Source organism: Corallococcus sp. AS-1-6 (genome assembly GCF_020037015.1).
Classification (GTDB): domain Bacteria; phylum Myxococcota; class Myxococcia; order Myxococcales; family Myxococcaceae; genus Corallococcus.
The window spans coordinates 84719-103398 of sequence record NZ_JAIQDE010000002.1; the positions used below are offsets into that span (position 1 = coordinate 84719).

General features: G+C 71.9%; 11 protein-coding genes. 2 read left to right on the forward strand and 9 right to left on the reverse strand.

The annotated features are described in order from the left end of the window. Window positions 1-162: 162 nt before the first annotated feature. The 5 genes from topA to pgeF all read right to left on the reverse strand — a co-directional run bounded on the left by topA (window position 163) and on the right by pgeF (window position 7008). Window positions 163-2757 carry a type I DNA topoisomerase gene (topA, locus tag K8612_RS03220; protein ID WP_223761220.1) on the reverse strand — a complete coding sequence of 865 codons (2595 nt, stop codon included), beginning with the start codon at window positions 2755-2757 and terminating at the stop codon, window positions 163-165. A gap of 23 nt (window positions 2758-2780) precedes the next feature. Then, the gene (locus tag K8612_RS03225) at window positions 2781-3911 is read right to left on the reverse strand and encodes a DNA-processing protein DprA (RefSeq protein WP_223761221.1); all 1131 of its coding nucleotides are present in this window, start codon (window positions 3909-3911) and stop codon (window positions 2781-2783) included. A 141-nt stretch (window positions 3912-4052) separates the two neighbouring features. After that, window positions 4053-5267 (reverse strand): LysM peptidoglycan-binding domain-containing protein, encoded by a 1215-nt coding sequence (locus K8612_RS03230; RefSeq protein WP_223742235.1) that lies wholly within the window; start codon window positions 5265-5267, stop codon window positions 4053-4055. 27 nt (window positions 5268-5294) lie between these two features. Beyond that, window positions 5295-6167, reverse strand: a complete 873-nt coding sequence (locus K8612_RS03235) for a tetratricopeptide repeat protein (protein WP_223761466.1) — start codon at window positions 6165-6167, stop codon at window positions 5295-5297. Between the two features lie 82 nt (window positions 6168-6249). Further along, complete coding sequence (gene pgeF, locus K8612_RS03240) at window positions 6250-7008, reverse strand: peptidoglycan editing factor PgeF (RefSeq protein ID WP_223761222.1); 759 nt, start codon at window positions 7006-7008, stop codon at window positions 6250-6252. Between the two features lie 215 nt (window positions 7009-7223). Here pgeF and K8612_RS03245 point away from each other — a divergent pair, with 215 nt between their 5' ends. Next, complete coding sequence (locus K8612_RS03245) at window positions 7224-9149, forward strand: diguanylate cyclase (protein WP_223742237.1); 1926 nt, start codon at window positions 7224-7226, stop codon at window positions 9147-9149. A 37-nt stretch (window positions 9150-9186) separates the two neighbouring features. Here K8612_RS03245 and K8612_RS03250 read toward each other — a convergent pair whose 3' ends face one another. The 4 genes from K8612_RS03250 to K8612_RS03265 form a co-directional block, all read right to left on the reverse strand. Next, complete coding sequence (locus K8612_RS03250) at window positions 9187-9780, reverse strand: SGNH/GDSL hydrolase family protein (protein WP_223761223.1); 594 nt, start codon at window positions 9778-9780, stop codon at window positions 9187-9189. Window positions 9781-9843: 63 nt separating this feature from the next. Beyond that, on the reverse strand, window positions 9844-11340 hold the full coding sequence (locus K8612_RS03255; protein ID WP_223742239.1) for a trypsin-like peptidase domain-containing protein: 1497 nt from the start codon (window positions 11338-11340) through the stop codon (window positions 9844-9846). Window positions 11341-11442: 102 nt separating this feature from the next. Then, window positions 11443-13032 carry a glycoside hydrolase family 57 protein gene (locus K8612_RS03260; protein WP_223761224.1) on the reverse strand — a complete coding sequence of 530 codons (1590 nt, stop codon included), beginning with the start codon at window positions 13030-13032 and terminating at the stop codon, window positions 11443-11445. Window positions 13033-13058: 26 nt separating this feature from the next. Beyond that, window positions 13059-15584, reverse strand: coding sequence for a DUF4912 domain-containing protein (locus K8612_RS03265; protein ID WP_223761225.1), 2526 nt, complete (start codon window positions 15582-15584; stop codon window positions 13059-13061). A 135-nt stretch (window positions 15585-15719) separates the two neighbouring features. Here K8612_RS03265 and K8612_RS03270 point away from each other — a divergent pair, with 135 nt between their 5' ends. Continuing rightward, window positions 15720-18620 (forward strand): glycosyltransferase family 4 protein, encoded by a 2901-nt coding sequence (locus K8612_RS03270; RefSeq protein WP_223761226.1) that lies wholly within the window; start codon window positions 15720-15722, stop codon window positions 18618-18620. Window positions 18621-18680 lie beyond the last annotated feature (60 nt).

Sequence of the window (18680 nt, forward strand, 5' to 3'; positions counted from 1 at the left end):
GCGGACCGCGTCCTTTCGCTGCCCCCGCGCGCACCCCTGCCGCGAAACGGGCAGGGGGAATGCGGGTGGGCCGGGAGCAATCCGGACTTCTAGGACTTCGCCCGCGAGGGTGTCAAGCCAGGGGGCGGAGCCTACCCCCCTGGAATGACTGGGCTTTTGCGCTCAGGCTTCCACGCTGGGCGTGGGAGCGGGCGCGGCCTCCGCGGAAGCCCCCGGAATGGCGGGCTCCACCACCTCGCGGCGGTAGTCGCACTCCTTGTTGGGGCAGGCGATGTAGGCGCCGTCCCGCTTGGAGAACTTCTGCAGCAGGTAGGGCGACGCGCACTGGGGGCACTGCTCCGCCAGCGGCCGGTCCCACGCGGCGAACTTGCACTCCGGATACCGGTTGCAGCCGAAGAAGATCTTCCCGCGGCCGCTGCGGCGCTCGGTGAGGTAGCCCACCTTGCACTCCGGGCAGTTGACGCCGATGGAGATGGGCTTGGACGTCTTGCAGTCCGGGTAGCCCGAGCACGCCATGAAGCGCCCGAACCGGCCGCGTTTGATCACCATGGGCTTGCCGCACTTCTCGCACTTCTCGTCCGTGGTCTCCTCCTCCACGATGACGATCTTGCCCTCGGCGTCCCGCTTGAAGTCCTTGGTGTTCTTGCAGTCGGGGTAGTTCGAGCAGGCGAGGAAGTGGCCCATCTTCCCGAACTTGATGACGAACGGGTTGCCGCACTTCTCGCAGGCGATGTCGGTCTTGATCTCCTCGCGCTTGACGTCGCGCATCTCCGCTTCGGCCTTCTCCAGGGTCTCCTTGAAGGGGCCGTAGAAGTCGTGCAGCACCGTCTTCCAGGACGCGCCGCCGTCGGAGATCTGGTCCAGCTTCTCCTCCATGCTGGCCGTGAACGACACGTCCAGCTCATGGGGGAAGTGCTTCACCAGCAGCTCGTTGGTCATCTGCCCCAGGTCGGTGGGACGGAAGCGGCTCTCCAGCTTCTCCACGTACTTCTTGTCCTGGATGTTGGAGAGGATGGCCGCGTACGTGGACGGACGCCCGATGCCGCGCTCCTCCAGCTCCTTCACCAGCGTGGCCTCGCTGAAGCGCGGGGGCGGCTGGGTGAAGTGCTGCTCGTTGAGCAGCTTGTCCAGCGTGAGGACCTCGCCCTCGTTGAGCGGGGGCAGCTCGCCCACCACGTCCTCGGCGCCCTCCTCACCGGCGGCCTTGGCCTTCTCCGCCGCGGCCTCTTCCTCCGGCGTGAGGCCGGCGCCGTAGACGCCCAGGTAGCCGGGGAACTTCAGCGTGCTGCCGGACGCGCGGAAGGTGGCGCGGCCCGCGGTGATGTCCGCGGCCGTCTGATCGTAGACGGCGGGCTTCATCTGGCACGCGACGAAGCGGTTCCAGATGAGCTCGTAGAGCCGGAACATGTCCAGCTCGTCCATGGCCTCGAAGAAGGCCTTCACGCGCTCGGGCGGGTACTCCAGGGACGTGGGGCGGATGGCCTCGTGCGCGTCCTGGGCGCTCTTGCGGCTCTTGTAGACCATGGGCTCGGGCGGCAGGTAGTCCGCGCCGTACTTCTGCCCGATGAACTCGCGCACCTGCGTCACGGCGTCGTCGGACAGACGCGTGGAGTCCGTACGCATGTACGTGATGAGCGCCGTCTGGCCCTCCTCGCCCAGCGGCACGCCTTCGTACAGCTTCTGCGCCAGCGTCATCGTCTTCTTGGCGGTGAAGTGCAGCCGGTTCGCCGCCTCCTGCTGGAGCTTGGAGGTGATGAAGGGCGCGGGCGCGTTGCGGCGGCGCTCCTTGCGGTCCACCTTCGTCACGGTGAAGGGGGCGTCCTTCAGCTCCGCGACGAGCCCGTCCGTGGTGGCGCGGTCCTTGAGCTCCACCTTCTTGCCGTCCACGCGGGACAGCTTCGCCTTGAAGGGCGGCGGCCCCTGCGGGCCCTGCACCAGCGCGTCCAGCGTCCAGTACTCCTCGGGCTGGAAGGCCTTGATCTCCGCCTCGCGCTCCACAATCAGGCGCACCGCCACGGACTGCACGCGGCCGGCGGACAGGCCCCGGCGGATCTTCTTCCAGAGCAGCGGCGAGATTTGATAGCCGACGAGCCGGTCGAGGATGCGGCGGGTCTGCTGCGAGTCGTAGTTGTCCTGGTTGAGCTCCCGCGGCTGCGCGATGGCGTCCTGCACGGCGCGCTTGGTGATCTCGTTGAAGGTCACCCGCAGGGAGTCCGGGTGGCCCAGCTCCTCCTTGATGTGCCAGGCGATGGCCTCGCCCTCGCGGTCGGGGTCCGTCGCCAGGAAGACGCGGTCCACCGTCTTGGCCATCTTCTTCAGCTCGTTGAGGACCTTCTCCTTGCCCTTGATGACCGTGTACTCGGGCTTGAAGTCGTCCTCCACGTCGACGCCGATCTTGCTCTTGGGCAGGTCCTTCACGTGGCCCACGGAGGCCTTCACCGTGTAGCCGGAGCCCAGGTACTTCTTGATGGTCTTCGCCTTGGCGGGCGACTCCACGACCACCAGGTAGTGCGGGCCCTTGCCACGGCGCTCGGGCACCTCTTCTTCGGCGTCCGCGTCCGCGTCCACGGTGGGGAGCTCGTCGGCGTCCGCGCCACGGCGGCGGGCCGCCGTCTTCTTCTTGGCGGTGACCTTCTTGGCCGCCGTCTTCTTCTTGGCCGCCTTCTTGGCCGCCGGCTTCTTCGCAGCCGCCTTCTTGGGCGTCTCCTCCGCCGCCGCCTCCGTCTGCGCCGCCTGTGTCTTCTTCCGCGTGGCCATGGCTCTCCTACCTCGAACTGCCTCTAGACCTTCTCGTACCGTTTACCCGGGTGCTGGACCACCAGCCCCGACAATTCCAACTCCACCAGGGCGCTCGTGAGCGCCGCGGGTGACAGCGGGCTTGCGGCGAGCACCTCGTCGAACGAACGGGGAACCCGGTCCAACAGCCCATAGGCCCCGCGCGCTTCCACCGACAGCGCCTCCCACCACCCACCGTCCCGCCCCGCGGGCACCGCACGGACCGGGTGAACGCCCACCACCGCACAAATCGATTCCGCGGACGTGCATGCGCGGGCCCGCCCGTCCGCCAGCAGGGCGTTGCCACCCGCCGCGGCCGGCTGCCACACGTCCCCGGGCAGGGCGAACACCGGCCGGCCCTGTGCCCGGGCCGCCTCCGCCGTGTACAGGGCCCCGGACCCCTCCCCCGCCCGCATCACCAGCACCGCGTCCGACGCGCCAGCGATGAGCCGGTTGCGCCGGGGGAAGGTCGTCGTGCTCGCCCGGACCCCAGGCGGCAGCTCGCTGAAGTACACCCCGCCCCGCTCCAGGAAGTGCGGCAGCAGGCGGGCCTGCGCGGGGTCCAGCGCGTCCAGCGCGGAGCCCAGGAAGGCCCACGTCTCCGCGCCCACGTCCATGGCGCCCCAATGACAGGCCCGGTCCACGCCCTCCGCCGCGCCGGACACCACCCCCAGCCCGGCCTCCGCCACCTTCCGGGCGAACGTGCGCGCGAACGGCAGGAAGCCCTGGTCCGGATGGCGGCTGCCCACCATGGCCAGCCTGCGCCGGGGAGGCCCGGGGGTGCCCAGGTAGAAGAGCAGCGGGGGCGCGTCCTCCAGCCCCACCAGCCGGGCGGGATAGGCCGGCGAGCCCGCGAAGGCCACCTGGAGGCCCGCCCGGGCACAGGCCTCCTCCGTCCGGGACGCCAGGGCGTCCAGCGATGCGACGGTGGCCAGCCGCTGGCGGACGGTCGCGGGCACGGGGACGTCCACCACCCAGTCCCGCACGGGCGCGGCCGCGAGCCGGGACAGCGCCCCACCGGCGAACGTGCGCACGGCGTCCAACGTCCGGGGCCCCAGGCCGGCAATGGCCCAGAGCGCCAGGGTGGCGCGCTGCTCGTCCCAGTGGAGGTGTGTGTCCGTGTTCGTGTCCGCCATGCCGTCCCCGCCTGTTTCCCACCTATATAGAGGTGGTCCCGGGAGGGGCGTGACACATAACACCGGTTCTTCGGGGGTCAAGCGACCCGCCCTTCCCGGGCGGGTCGGAATGCAGCATTCCTGCCGGTTCAGCGCCTTCGTTCAGCGGCTGGCGGTGGGCGTCCCGTCCTTGCGCATGGTGGCGCGGTCGCCAGCGGAGACCTCCACCAGGGAGCGGACCATCAGGCAGTTGGAGGTGCGCTCGCGCACTTCCGTGACCATGCACTGGGCCACGGCCTCCCAGGGGTAGGCCTTCTGCTCCTTGCCCGCGTCGCCCATCTTGTAGTCGCCGCGGCCCAGCACGTCCTTGCTGGGGTCGCCGCGGCGCTCGATGGTGAAGGTGTTGCCCACCTGCACGCCGTCCGCGGTGCCGCGGTCCACCACGACGAAGTTGTGCTCGCCCAGCAGCGTCTGGCCCGGCGTCATCGGCGTGAGCACGTAGCCGGGGATCTCCTTGCTGTTGGGCTTGGGGGCGACGCGCTCCGTCAGCTTCTCGCTGGAGGGGCCCACCAGGTCGCCGCGGGCGATGGGGTCCCACGTCTCCGTGATGCGCGCGGTGACCACGTCGTTGTGGATGGAGACGACCTGCACCGTGCCCAGCAGCTCCGTGAGGTAGCCCGTGCGCGCGTTGGTGATGGGGTGCTTCACCTCTTCCACGGTGTGGAAGATGACGTAGCGGTCGCCAATCTTGGCGGCGCCGCGCTTCTTGAAGCGCAGGTAGACCTTCTCCGGGGCGGAGAGCATCAGCGCCTCGGAGGTCGAGCCCTCGATGCGGCCCGCCTCGTCCAGCTCGCGCGTCGTCACGAAGCCCTTGGTCGTCACCGGGCTGGACTTGGACGGGTCGAAGCCGATCTTCCCGACCACCGACACCAGGCTGCCGCCGCTCACGTCCGTGGGCGCCGCCACGTCATCCGAGGGCAGGTCGCCGCCCTCCACGCGCGCGGGGACCTCCTCGCCGCCGGCGAAGAACTTCACGTTGTTGCCCGGGTAGATCCAGTGCGGGTTGGCGATCTGCGGGTTGTAGGACCAGACCTTGGGCCAGTACCAGGGGCTGCCCAGGTAGCGCTGGGACAGGTCCCACAGCGTGTCGCCCGTCTCCACGGTGTGCACCTGGCCGGGCGCGCTCTCACGGCCCTGCGGGGCGCCGGGCGGCAGCGTGACGGAGGTGGGGCGCTGCTCCACGTCGTCGGAGATGTCCTGCCCCTCCGTCTCGGAGGACGGCTGGGACTCCTCCTCCTGCGCGTCCTGGGCGAAAGCCGTCCATGCCGGCGCGACGGTGAGGGGCACGAGCAGGGAGGCGAGGATCCGGGAGCGCATCGGACGACGTCCTTTCACAAAAAGGGCTTACGGCGAGAGCGCGGCGAGCCGCTGCTCCGCCTGCGTGGCGGCGGCCGTCCCCGGGAACTGGGTGACGACGCGGGTATAGAGGGCACGGGCATCCACGGCCTGGTTCAGCCGCACCCGGCACTCCGCGAGCCGGAGCATGCCGTCCTGGACGGCGTCCCCGGCGGGGTAGGTCTTGATGAGCCGTTCGAACGTCTTCGCCGCGCCCGTCGGATCCTGGAGGCCCATCTGGCCCAGGCCGCTGAAGTACAGGGCGTTGTCGGCGCGGGGGTGGCGCGGGTTCTCCGCCGCGAAGCGCGTGAGCTGCTCCACGCCGCCCTCCACGTTGCCGGTGCGCAGCATGGCCACCGCGCGCTCGTACTCGGCGTCGAGGATGTCCGGATCCTTCTCCGGCGGCTCCATGCGGGCGGCGGTCGAGGCGCTGGGCGAGCCGACCGAGCCGGTGCCCGACGAGCCCTCCACCGGGGAGATGAACATCTCCATCTGGTCCGCGTCCGGCTCCACCACCGCCACGGCCGTGTTGATGCGCGGCGCGGGCTCCTTCTTCGGCTTGAGCCGCACCACCGTCAGCTCCGCCGGCGCCAGGCTCAGCGCCTCGCCCGGCTCCGCCGAGGCGGCCTCCGGCTTCGCGCTGGCGGGGGCGGCGGGTTTCGCGGCGGGGGCCGGGGCGGCGCTCCGGGCGCGGGCGACGGCGTCGCGGTTCTCCAGGCGCTCCAGGCGCTCCAGCAGCGACGCCTGGGACGCGCGCAGCGTGCGCACCTCCGCCTCCAGCCGGCCCACTTCCGTCTGCGAGGCAGCGGTGGTGGCGCAGGCGGTCGGCGCGGACAGCGCGACGGCGGCAAACAGGCGGAAGAGGAAGGGACGCACCGGCACGAGCCTGGACGGAGGGAATTCCACGTCGAGGATAGGAAGGCCGGTCGGAGACCGTCAAGAAAACGACCCCACGGGCCCTCCGCTAGAAGCGGTGCAGCACGTAGTTGAGGTGACGCCCGGTGCGGCCCGCGTCCCGGCGGTGGGAGAAGAACCGGTCCGGATCACACGCCGTACAGGCCTGTAGCACGTCCACGCGCTCCGGCCCGAGGCCCGCCTTCCGCAGGGACGCCCTCACCGCGCGTGGCAGGTCCAGGTGGGGCCTCGTCCCCGCGCGGACGACGTCCGGACCGAAGCGCGCGCGGAAGCGGTCACCCAGCTCCGGGGAGACCTCGTAGCAGCACGCCTGGATGCAGGGGCCCACCGCCGCCACCAGGTCCTCCGGCCGGCTGCCCTTCGCCACCAGCGCCTCCACCGTGCGGGCGCTGATCTCCAGGTCCGTGCCCTTCCAGCCGGAGTGCGCCGCCGCCACGCGCCGGGCTCGAGGGTCCACGATCAGCACCGGCACGCAGTCCGCGGTGCCCACCGCCACCCAGCTCCCCTCCCCTTCCGTCCACAGCGCGTCCGCCTCGCCCAGCGTCGGGCGCAGCACGTCGTCGGCCTCGCCGCGCGCCTCCAGCACCGTGTCGCCGTGCACCTGCGACACCCGGCAGAGCGCGCCCAGGCGCCCGCCCGCGGCCTGGGCCAGCCGGCGGTGGTTCTCCTCCACGCGGGGGCGCTCGTCCCCCACGGAGAAGCCCAGGTTCAGCGACGCGTAGGGCCCTTCGGACACCCCACCCGCGCGCGTGGCGAAGCCGTGCGGCACCGGCAGCAGCGCGGAGGTGAGGAACACGGGCGGGCTCATGGGCGGAACTCCTCTTTCGGGAGGCGGCTTCGGGAGTACCCACACCGTGCCACGGGTACAGCCCGTGAAAACAGGAACATGCCGGGGAACAACACCCCCGTTTCAATATTTCGACGCCGGTACGTTTGACAGGGCGTGTCACGCACCTGACAATTTTCAACACTCCGTGACTCGCGGACAGAACGCGAGAGCACGAAGCACACTGCGCCCCGCACATGGCCCTCGGTTCCGAGACGATTGGCAGGAAGCTCTTGTGGAGCATCGCGCTGCCCGGGTTGGTGGTGGCGCTCCTGGGCGTGGGGCACTTCTCGCGCGAGGCGCGGCAGGCGGTGCGGGAAGGCACCCACCTGGAGGCGCTCGCGCTGGCGGAGGCCGTCGCCTCCACCTTCACGCTGCCGCAGGCGCCGGGCGCGGCACCGCATGGCGCGGTCGCGGACGTGCTGGCGTCGGACACGCGGCTGTTCCGCTCCGTGGAGGACGTGCGCGTCCTGACGCCGGACGGGCGCATCCGCTGGAGCCGGCGGCCGGCCGAGCAGGGCCACCCGCACCCGGAGGCCGCGCGGCTGTCCGCGACGGGGCCGGAGACGGCGCGCTCCAGCGAGCACGGCACGGAGGTGGTGCGGCCCCTGGGCGGTCCGGAGTGCTCCGGCTGCCACACCGGCGAGGCCGCGCAGCGCATGGGCGTCCTCCAGGTGCGCCTGGGCGAGCCCGCGCTGACGCGCCAGCTCCAGACGGTGTTCCAGGACGCGCTGGGCGCCATGGTGCTCTTCGTGGGCATCCTGGGGCTCGTCACCTGGCTGTCCCTGCGCTTCGTGCTCACCGCGCCGCTCAAGCGGCTGAGCGAGGCCATGGGCCGCGCCGCGGACGGCGACCTGCTGGTGCGCGCGGAGGCCCGGGGCACGGATGAAATCTCGCGGCTGGGCGCGGCCTTCAACGGGATGCTCGCGCGGCTCACCTCCATGAAGGTGGAGGAGATCGACACGCACCGCGACCTGCAACTGGTGAAGGAGAAGCTGGCGCTGAAGGACGAGTTGGAGGAGCGCCTGACGGAGCTGTCGCTGCTGTTCGACGTGGCCCGCTCGCTCAACACCACGCTGGAGCTGGACGAGCTGCTCTCGCGCATCACCCGCATGGTGGTGGAGCGGCTGCACATCCCGGACTTCTCCATCATGCTCCTCAACGAGGAGGGCCTGCTGGAGGTGAAGCACGCGTGGCCGCAGGGCCGGGGCCTGGAGGGCCACACCTTCGCCATGGGCGAGGGCGCGTGCGGCCGGGCCGCCCAGGCGCGCAAGGCGGTGTACCTGCCGGACCTCACGGACAGCACCAGCATCTTCGCGCGGCGCGGGCTGCGCGGCGGCTCGGAGCAGGGCTCGCTGCTGGCGGTGCCCATGGTGCACGCGGACACGCTCCTGGGCGTCATCAACTTCCAGCGCCCCCAGACGGCGAGCATCTCCGCGGAGGAGATCGAGCTCTTCACCGCGGTGGCGGACCAGGCCGCGACGGCGGTGACGAACGCGCGCCTGCACGCGGAGACGGTGAAGCTCACGCTGACGGACGCGCTCACGGGCGTGCCCAACCGCCGCCACCTCTTCCAGCGGTTGGACCTGGAGCTGGCGCGGGCCCAGCGCTTCGGCGTGCCGTTGGCGCTGCTGATGGTGGACGTGGACCACTTCAAGCGGCTCAACGACCTGGCCGGACACCGCGCCGGGGACGAGACGCTGCGCCGGGTCTCCGACGTGTTGCGCACCCGCGCGCGCAAGGTGGACACGCTGGGGCGCTACGGCGGCGAGGAGTTCGTGCTGCTCCTGCCGCAGGTGTCCAAGGCCACGGCGGTGGAGGTGGCGGAGACGCTGCGCCGCGCGGTGGCGGACGCCGTCACGCTCAGCCGTCCGGGGCTGCCCGGGGGCCACGTCACGGTGTCCATCGGCGTCGCGCACTTCCCCACGGACGCGACGTCGCAGGACACGCTGGTGGACTGCGCGGACTCGGCGCTCTATTGCAGCAAGCGCACGGGCCGCAACCGCGTGACGGCGTTCGAGCCCGGCATGGAGGTCCACCCGGGCCGCGAGCGCAGCATCGGCGCGCCGCCCGCGGACGCCCCCTCCACGCCGCCCCCGCCCTCGGGCATCGCGAAGGCCTGAGCGCGGGGCGCCCTGCCCTGCGCCGCCGAGCCGGGGCCTACCGCCGCACGAGGGTGCGGACCACGGGGAGCATCAGGTCCGCCCACTCCTCGTAGCCCTCCGCGGACGGGTGGAAGCCATCGCCGCAGAAGAAGTCCGGGCGCCGGGGGATCATCTCCCGGCTGGCGGTGAACAGGTCCACCAGGTGGAGCCCGTGCGCGCGGGCCACGGAGGCGATGGCGTCGTTGAACGGCTCGATGCGCCCTTCGTACAGCGCGCTGGGCACCATCTTCGCGACGGGCGCGAGCGCCATGTCCGCGATGTTCACCACCACCATGGACGCGCCGGTCTGCTTCAGCCGCCGGGCGATGCGGTCCAGGTCGTCCTGGAACTCGGCCACCTCGGTGCCGCGCCAGATGTCGTTGGTGCCCACGCCGAGGGTGATGAGCGTGGGCTGCGACGCGATGACGCGCTTGAGGGCGTTGTTGACGACGTCGCGCACGCGCGCGCCGCTCTGCCCCAGGTTGGTATGGCCCACGGGGAGGCCGTCCTTCCGGAGGCGGGAGGCGAGCCGGTCGGGATAGCCCCCGCCCTGCGACGCCCCCACCCCCACCGCCGTGCTGTCACCCAACGAGACGTAGTTGACGCTCATCGACGTTCGTCCACCCCCGTGTGCAAGCCGTTGACGTGAATCCCCGGGCCCCGCCGCGCCGGCTCAGGGCACGGTCAGCGCGCGCAGCAGGCGCCCGCCGCCGGGGCCGGCCACGCGCAACAGCAGCGTGCTGCCCTTGGGCGCGGCGCGGATGGCCGAGGCCAGCTCCTTCGCGCTCGCGATGGGCTTCTTGTTCGCCTCCACCACCAGCATGCCCGGCGTCAACTGCGCGCGGTCCGCGGGCGAGCCCGGGACGATGTCGGTGATCAGTGCTCCGGCGCGCTCGGTGAAGCCGGCCTGGGACGCCGTGCGGGCGTCCAGGTCCTGCAGGGACACGCCCACGCGGCGCGAGCTGTCCTGCTCGTCGTTGGCCGACGGCTTCTTCTTGGACAGGCCCTCCAGGTCCGGCCGGGTGCCCATGGTCACCTTGACGTCCTGCTTCTTGCCGTCGCGGTAGAGGGTCAGCGTGGCGACGCTGTTGGGCTTCTTGAGCGCCACGGTGCGGGTGAGCTCGCTGTCGGAGCGCACCGGCTTGCCGTCCACGGCCACCACCACGTCGTCCGGCTTGAGCCCGGCCTTCGCCGCAGGGGAGTCGGGGGTGATCTGCGTGAGGATGGCGCCCTCGCTCACCGACAGCTTCAGCGCCTGGCCCAGCTCGCGCGTGAGGGGCTGGATGCCCACGCCCAGCCAGCCGCGCGTGACGGCGCCCTCCTTCTCCAACTGCGGCAGCAGCGCCTTGATGAGGTTGCTGGGCACGGAGAAGCCGATGCCGGTGCCGCCGCCGACGATGGCGGTGTTGATGCCCACCACCTCGCCCTTCATGTTGAAGAGCGGGCCACCGGAGTTGCCGGGGTTGATGGCCGCGTCCGTCTGCAGGAAGTCGTCGTACACGCTGGCGCCAATCTCCCGGGCGCGGGCGGACAGGATGCCCACGCTCACGCTGGAGGCCAGGCCGAACGGGTTGCCAATGGCCAGCACCCAGTCCCCCACGCGCACGGCGTCGGAGTCGCCCAGCTTCACGGAGGGGAGCTGATCCACCTTCTCCTTGATCTTCACCACGGCCACGTCGGTGAGCGGGTCGCGGCCCACCACCTCGCCCGTGAACGAACGGCCGTCATCCAGGCGGATGGTGATGGTGACCGCGTCCTCGATGACGTGGTTGTTGGTGAGCACCAGGCCCTTGGGGTCGATGATGAAGCCGGACCCGGCGCCCTGGCGGATCTGCTCGCGCTCGCTGCGGCGGCGGTCCCGCCCGTTGCCGCCGAAGAACCGGTCGAAGAGCGGGTTGTCCTCCATGCCCTCCGGCATCTCGGGACGGGCCTGCACGTCCACGTTCACCACCGCGGACTTCACCGACTCCACCAGGGGCGCCAGCGAGGCCAGCGACTGGGCCTCACGCGTGGCGGGCTGGAGGTTGCCGGCCTGACCGGAGACCGCCTGCTGCGTCTGGGGCGCGGGCGGCTTGGGAGCGGGCGCCTGCGCGAGGGCGAGCGTGGGCGACGCCAGCACCAGCACGGCGGCCACGAGCTTGCGACGGAACGGAGGGAGCGTGTGGGTCATGGATTTCCTCAACCTAAAGCGGAAACGAAGCCCCGCAACCGGAACGACAGGGGCCGGTGACGGAAGGTGAACCCCCGGCCCGGCCGCCTGTTCCCGGACCGCTCAACCGGGCCGGTAGACGCGGTAGTCCAGCTCGGGGAACAGGTTGTCGCGGTCTTCGACGTGGGACAGCCAGGACTCGTCAACGGTGCCGGCGCGCACCTGGTCGTGCAGGCGCAGGAAGCGCTGCAGGTGCTCCTTCGTGCGGCGCACGGCGTAGTCCACCATGGTGCCGGTCTTCATGATGAAGGCCCAATCGGAGGCCTGCGCCAGCAGCAGCTCGCGCGCGGCCTGGTTCAGCGCCCGGCGCTTGAGGGACGGCGCGTCCGGGAAGTCCCGGGCCAGCTCCACCATCTGCCGCGCCGCGTGGGTGAGGTGCCGGTAGATCCAGTCGTTGGTGCCATCCAGCCACATGTTCGCGTAGCCGCCCGCGCCCCACGAGGACAGGGGCGGCGTCGCCACCTGGTTCTCCGGGTGCTCACGCAGGTCGTCCAGCGGGCTGATGAGCGTGAAGCGGCTGGGGTTGCGCGCGGCCTGGCGGATGAGCGCGTCGATGAAGTGGGGGCCCTCGAACCACCAGTGGCCGAAGAGCTCCGCGTCATAGGGCGCGACGACCACGGGCTTGCGGCCGCCCATGCGGGACGCGAGGTATTCGAACTGGCGCTCGCGGTTGAAGAGGAAGTTGCCCGCGTGGACCCAGGCGCGCTCGCGGGCGGCGGCCGGGTCGTAGGGCTGCTTGTCGTTCGTCTTGCCGGTGATGCGGAAGTACTTGAAGCCGGTGTTCTTGCGGTCGCCGGTGGGCTGGATGAAGGGCCGGATGTAGTCCAGGTCCAGGTCCCAGCCGATGTCCCGGTAGAACTCGCGGTAGACGGGGTCGCCGGGGTAGCCGTGCTCGGTGCTCCAGACCTGCTGGCTGCTCTCCGGGTCGCGCGCGAAGGCGGCCACGCCGGGCTCGGTGAAGATGGGCGCGTAGGGGCCGTGCAGCGGGCGGGGCGTGGCGTCCGTGAGCGCGTGCGTGTCCACGAAGAAGTAGCGGATGCGCTCGGCGGAGAGGATGCGCTCCAGGCCCGGGTAGTAGCCGCACTCGGCCAGCCAGATGCCGGCGGGGTCGCGGCCGAAGTTCTGGCGGTAGTGGTTCGCCGCGACCGTCACCTGGGCGCGCACGGCCTCCGGCGTCTGCTGCATGAGCGGCAGGAAGCCGTGGGTCGCGTTGCAGGTGAGGATGTCCAGGTGGCCGGAGTCCTGGAGCCTGCGGAACGCGGCCACCAGGTCGCGCCGGTAGTGGTTGTGGTACGCGAGCCGCAGCGATTCGAAGTGGTCGCGGTGGAAGACGGCCAGCGGGTGGAAGGTGGGGTCGTCCCGGGTGCGGTGCACCTCGCGGGCGCCCAGTTCGCAGAGCGAATCCAGCCGCCGGGCGTAGCGCTCGCGCAGCAGGTCGTCGTTGAGCATCGACACGAGCGTGGGCGAGAGCGTCATCGTCACCCGGAAGGGGACGCGGTCCTCGACCAGCTTGTCGAACACGCGCAACAGCGGCAGGTACGTCTCGGAGATGGCTTCGTAGAGCCAGTCCTCCTCGAGGAAGTCTTCGTACTCGGGGTGGCGGACGAACGGCAGGTGCGCGTGAAGGACCAGCGCGAGGGAGCCCAGGCTCATAGGTCGGTCGGAGAGGCCGTGCGGGTTCACTTCCGTCCACGGCGCGAGGGCCGGGACTTGGAGGACTTGGAGCCCGAGGGCTTGGGGTCCGGTGGGTTCTGGGCCGCCTTCGTGGGCGCGGCGGGCGGGGACGTCACGGTGTCCGTCTTCGCGGGCTCGGGGCTCGTGGGCGCGGCGGCCGGTGCGGCACGTCGCGTGGCCTCGGCGGCCTCGCGGGCCTTGTCGAGTGCACGCTGTTCGGACGCGGAGGGGCCGCGCGCCACGCTCAAGGCCCATGGGTCCCTGGGAGGCTCGGGCTCCGTGGGCCGCCACGAATCCGTGGAGGCCGCGCCCTGCGTTGATGGACCGGACCCCGCCGGAGCCGAGGTCGCGGCGGGACGAGACGACGAGAGTTCACGCGCTTCGAGCACGTCACCCCGTGAGCGCGGCCCCTCCGGAGACCAGGCATCCGAGCCCCCGGCCGCAAGTGACGCCTCGGTTTGATCCGGCACACCCGCGGCACGATCCGCGGACGGGGAGCGCTGATCCCAAGCGCCCGCCGCCCGAGGCGCCGTCACGTACTGCTGATCCGACGCACCCGTGGCGCGATCCACGGACAGGTAGCGTTGATCCGAAGCGCCCGCCGCGCGCGGCACGGTGAGGTACTGCTGGTCCGAAGCACCCGTCGCGCGGTCCACGGACAGATAGCGCTGGTCCGAGGCCCCCGCCGCACGCGGCACGGTGAGGTACTGCTGGTCCGAAGCGCCCTCGACGCGAGGCATGCTCAGGTACTGCTGGTCCGAAGCGCCCGGCGCACGCGGCACGGTGAGGTACCGCTGATCCGAAGCGCCCGCGGCACGGGGCACGCTCAAGTAGCGCTGGTCCGAAGTCCCCGGCGCGCGTGGCGCCTCCAGGGTCCCCTGCCCTCCCGCCACGTACCGCTGGTCCGAAGCGCCCGGGGCACGCGGCACCTCCAGATAGCGGTACTCCGAAACGCCGCCCGGCAGCAGCATCTGTCCGTACCGCTGATCCGAAGCACCCGGCGTGCGCGGCACCTCCAGATACGGGGCTCCCGCGACCTCTCCACCGTAGCGCTGGTCCGAAGCCCCCGGCGCGCGCGGCACCTCCAGATACGGGGCCCCCGCAACCTCTCCACCGTAGCGCTGGTCCGAAGCCCCCGGAGCCAGCTCCACGGCCAGGTAGCGCTGATCCGACGCCCCGGGTGCGCGAGACGGGGCCAGCACCGCGCCCTCACCGAGCGTCGCCTCCCCCACGCGCGCGTACTGCTGGTCCGACGCCCCGGGCGCTCGCGGCGCGCTCTCCAGATACTCCTCCTCCACATAGCGCTGGTCCGAGGCCCCGGGGACGCGCGGCGCATCGACATAGTCCTCGATGCGCTCGCGGTGGACCTCCGGCTCGTCCACCACCCCGGCGCTCCCCGGCAACCGCACCCGGCGCCAGGTGACGTATTCGCGCTCCTCCACCCGGGGAACTCGCGCGGACGCCGCCGCGGGGACGGCTTCGCGCAGCCGGTCCACCACCGGCGGAGGCGGCATGCGCAGGAACCGGATGGACGTGTCCGCGGACGGCCCCGCGGGCGGCAGTGTGGCCCGATTGGACGAATGTCCGATGCGGCGCGACCGGCCATCCGAACCGACGAAGTGCGCCTCCACCCGGTACGTGCGCCCGGGCGTCATGCCCTGCAGATAGAAGCTGCGCGACTCCAGCGCGAAGTCCACCTCGCGCGACACGCCCTCGCCGTCGAACACCTTCAGCACCGCGCGCGGCACCGGCAGGCCGTCCAGCGCCCGGCTCCGGCTCGCGGCGCTGAAGTCCCAGAAGACGAAGAGCGTGTGCGGATCCCTCGCGAGCAGCACCATCGCGTCGTCCTGGTAGTCCAGGGGCAGCATGGCCAGGTGCTCGTTGCGCTCGGGCGACGCGTCCGCCGGAGGAAGGCGCGGCGCCTGCTCCTCCAGGAGGTGATGGCGGCGCGCCTCCTTCTCCCCCGCCATCTTCGTCACGAAGAACCCCTCCACCAGGGGCTCGGCGGCATGCGGCGGCTCGCTCACGGGCGCGGGCGTCGCGGAGGCGGGCACCTCGCCCTTGGGCGAACCTGACGGGCGCGGCGTCGCCGTCTCCGGCCCCAGGGACTGCGTGTCCTCGTCGTCCGGGTCGCGGCGCGTCTTCGCGCGGGCGGGGAACGTCACCACGCGCGCGGGCCGCGTCCTGGGGCCACCGCTGGGCTCCGTGATGGGCTCCTCGGAAAGTTCTCGTGCCTGCGGCGCGGCGGCACCCTCGGACGGAGGCAGGGGCACGGACTCGGGCGTCGGGCTCCTCGCGGAGCGGGAGTCCGCCCGGCCGGAGTCCAGCGAGCGCTCCTCGCCGGGCACGGCACCGGAGCCGCGCCGGGACGTCGCCAGCCCGGCCATGCGCGCGAGCCGCCCCAGGGCGGGAATGCGCTCGGCCAGCGTGGAGACCAGCTCCCGCCCGCGGGACGCGCCAGCTCCCTCCCGGAGAAATTTCCGGGCTAGCTGCCGCAGGTAGCTCACGGTGACGCCCTTCCGCTCATCCATGGACACCTCGCCTCGTTATGACGCGGCATACAGGGGGTCAACGCATCCGTCACGGGATGTGTTGTTCCGCCGACCCCCTACTTCATCCGTCACGCCCGATGACACCTCACCCCTGTCCAAGTATCCTGCGACCGCTTGAGTGACCTGCCCAGACTTCTCCTGTGCAGCTTCGACGTCATCCCCGGCCCGTCTGGCTCCTCACGCCGACTGACCGAGTATCTGAAGGCGTTGCCTGATCGCTTCTCCGTGGTGGTGCTGTCGGCGAAGACGCCCGACCACTCCCATATCGAGAAGTACCAGGGCGCCCGGCTGCTCCGCGTCCCGGTAGGCTCCGGGGACCTGGCGTCGCGCATCCAGTCCTTTGAGCGGGCCGTGCGCCGCCAGTTGGAGAGCGAGGACTACGCGCTCGCCCACTTCACGGACCCCTTTGGGGGCTACGCGCTCTGCGAGCTGAAGGCGGACTACGGCTACCGCCTCATCTATGAGGCGCAGACCTTCCCCTCCCAGGAGCTGCGCTACACCCATCCGCAGACGGACGGGGACCGCCGCTTCCTGTCGAAGATCCGCCGCCAGGAGCTGTTCTGCCTGATGAACGCGGACCTCGTCGTCACCGGCTCGCAGACGACGCGCGCGTACATCCAGGGGCTGGGCGCGGCGGAGGACCAACTGCGCACGATCCGCGCGCCCGTGGACCTGAAGCCGTACGACCCGGAGGTGCTCGGCGCCCCGGACGGCTCGCCCCTGCGCATGATGTACCTGGGCAGCCACGTGGGCTGGCAGGGCCTGCCCACCCTCCTGCGCGCCACCGCGCTCGCGTCCCAGCAGGTGGACGTGCGCCTGACGCTGGTGGGCGCGCACCATCCGGACTGGAAGCCCCACCTGGAGGACCTGGTCAACGACCTGGGCATCAAGGAGAAGGTCGACTTCCAGCCGCCCGTCGCGCACGACGACCTGGTCAAGGTGCTGGCGCTGGCGGACGTGGGCGTGCTGCCGCTGGACGACTCGGAGCGCAACCGGCTCCAGGGCGGACCGCTGGCCAAGGTCTCCGAGTACCTGGCCGCTGGCCGGCCGGTCATCGCCGCGGACCTGCCCGTCACCCGCGAGCTGCTTCCAAAGGACGCGGCCGTCTTCTTCCCTCCGGGCGACAGCCGCGCCCTCTCCGAGCGCATCCTGGACCTGGCGCGCGACGTGCCCCGCCGCGTGGCGCTGGGCAAGGCCGGGCGCGCGTTCGCGGAGAAGGTGTTGGACGCGGGGCTCATCCGGGGCCAGTTGCTGGACCTCTATGACTCGCTGCTGGAGAAGCGCGGCCACGTCCCGGTCGAAGCCGCCAGCGAGCCGCCCGACGTCACGATGACGGGCACGCCCACGAACCGGCTCGCGAGCCTGGGCATGCCGGAGGCGTCCCAGCCCGCGGCGCCCAGGCCGCCCTCGAAGCCGGCGCCTCAGGCCGGGGCCGACGAAGCCGCCCCGCCGCCCGCGAAGGAGGTCCCGGCGGAGGACCCGCCCGTGGTGATGGGCATGGCCCTGGACGACGGGATGGACACCCGGCTCGTCAAGACCGAGCCGGACATGCGGCCGGACGAAGTGCCCATGGTCATGGGCCTGCCACTGCGCGAGTCAGGCAAGTCCGATCCGGCCCCCGCGAGCCGGGAAGCCACGCCCCCGCCGGAGCCCGTGGCCGCCTCCGCCTCCAGGACGACCGACGACACCGCGAAGACGGCGCTGCCCTCCGCCCCCGCGAAGGCCGAGGAGCCGGAACCGCTGGGAGGCCGTGGCGCGGAGCCGGCTCCCCCCACGGAGATGGTGACGAGCCCCCTGGTGAAGGCCCTGGGCTTGAAGGATGCCGGTGGGGACGACGCCGGGGACTCCGAGGATGTCTCCTCCGGAGCGACGGCCGTGGTGCGCCGGCCTGTGGCGGACGACGACACGAGCACGCCGGCCCCCACGCCCGTCGTGCGCAGGCCGGTCTCCGAGGACGATGAACGCCCTCCCTCGCCTGTCGTGCGCTGGCCCGCCTCCGAGGAAGAGCCTCCCGCGCCCACGCCCGTCGTGCGCAAGCCGGTCTCCGAGGACGAAGAACGCGCACCCACGCCCGTCGTGCGCAGGCCGGCCTCCGAGGAGGAAGCTCCCGCGCCCACGCCCATCGTGCGCAGGCCGGCCTCCGAGGAAGAGCCTCCCGCGCCCACGCCCATCGTGCGCCGTCCCCCCTCCCTCTCGGAGGACGAGGAGCGGGCCCCCACCCCGGTCGTGCGCCGGGCCGGGGTCATGCGTGAGGAAGAGGAGCCTCCCGCGCCCACGCCCATCGTGCCCATGCGCTCGCTGCAGAACGGGGCGCGAAGCACGGGCGCCGGCCGTGCGCAGCGGCCAGCGGATCCGGTCCCCTCTGAGCCTCCGCGTCTCTTCCCCACTCCCTCTCCCATGGCCGACGCGGACAAACCGCCCATCCGTGGCGGCCTCGCCGCGGATCCAGGCCGGCCCGCCTCCCGCCCCCCCGTGCTCACGGAGTCCGACAAGCCGCCCATCCGTGGTGGCTCCGTCTCCGACGCGGACCGCCCGCCGCAGCTACCGCCCCGCGCCGCCGCGCCGCCGCCCGTTCCGCGCCAGGGACCGCCGCCCCGGCTGATCCCCACGCCCCCCGTGCTGAAGCCCTCGGCCGCGCACCCGGACGATGAGCCGGAGGAGATCGCCGCCGACGAGGCCCTGTCCCTGGACGACGACGCCGGGAACACGCCCTCCACCGCCAGCGCGGCGCTGGAAGAGGCGGAGGAGATCGCCGCCGACGAGGTCCAGGACGCGGACTCGCTCGACGTGGAGGCCGCGGACGCCGAGGACCCGGGGCCCCCGCCCGCGCCCCCCGACTCCACCCTCAACCCGTGGTTCGCCCAGCTCGCGCACGGGTACTGTCCCCCCGAGGGCGCCCGCTTCGCCCGGCACACCCCGCCCACCAACTTCCCCGGGCGGGATCCGGAAGCAGGCGAGTCCCCCGGGTCGGTCCCGCCTGTCGGCCAGGGAGCGGTTCGCGGCAAGAACTCGTGAGGCAGCCGACCGAGCGCTGCTCGGAAACTTCCCAAGCCTTGCGCCCGCCCGATAGGATGT

Excerpts from the sequence above, each read along its gene's own strand:
- topA (WP_223761220.1), bottom strand. The coding sequence starts at position 2,757 with ATGGCCACGCGGAAGAAGACACAGGCGGCGCAGACGGAGGCGGCGGCG.
- K8612_RS03225 (WP_223761221.1), bottom strand. The coding sequence starts at position 3,911 with ATGGCGGACACGAACACGGACACACACCTCCACTGGGACGAGCAGCGC.
- K8612_RS03230 (WP_223742235.1), bottom strand. The coding sequence starts at position 5,267 with ATGCGCTCCCGGATCCTCGCCTCCCTGCTCGTGCCCCTCACCGTCGCG.
- pgeF (WP_223761222.1), bottom strand. The coding sequence starts at position 7,008 with ATGAGCCCGCCCGTGTTCCTCACCTCCGCGCTGCTGCCGGTGCCGCAC.
- K8612_RS03245 (WP_223742237.1), top strand. The coding sequence starts at position 7,224 with ATGGCCCTCGGTTCCGAGACGATTGGCAGGAAGCTCTTGTGGAGCATC.
- K8612_RS03250 (WP_223761223.1), bottom strand. The coding sequence starts at position 9,780 with ATGAGCGTCAACTACGTCTCGTTGGGTGACAGCACGGCGGTGGGGGTG.
- K8612_RS03255 (WP_223742239.1), bottom strand. The coding sequence starts at position 11,340 with ATGACCCACACGCTCCCTCCGTTCCGTCGCAAGCTCGTGGCCGCCGTG.
- K8612_RS03260 (WP_223761224.1), bottom strand. The coding sequence starts at position 13,032 with ATGAGCCTGGGCTCCCTCGCGCTGGTCCTTCACGCGCACCTGCCGTTC.
- K8612_RS03265 (WP_223761225.1), bottom strand. The coding sequence starts at position 15,584 with ATGGATGAGCGGAAGGGCGTCACCGTGAGCTACCTGCGGCAGCTAGCC.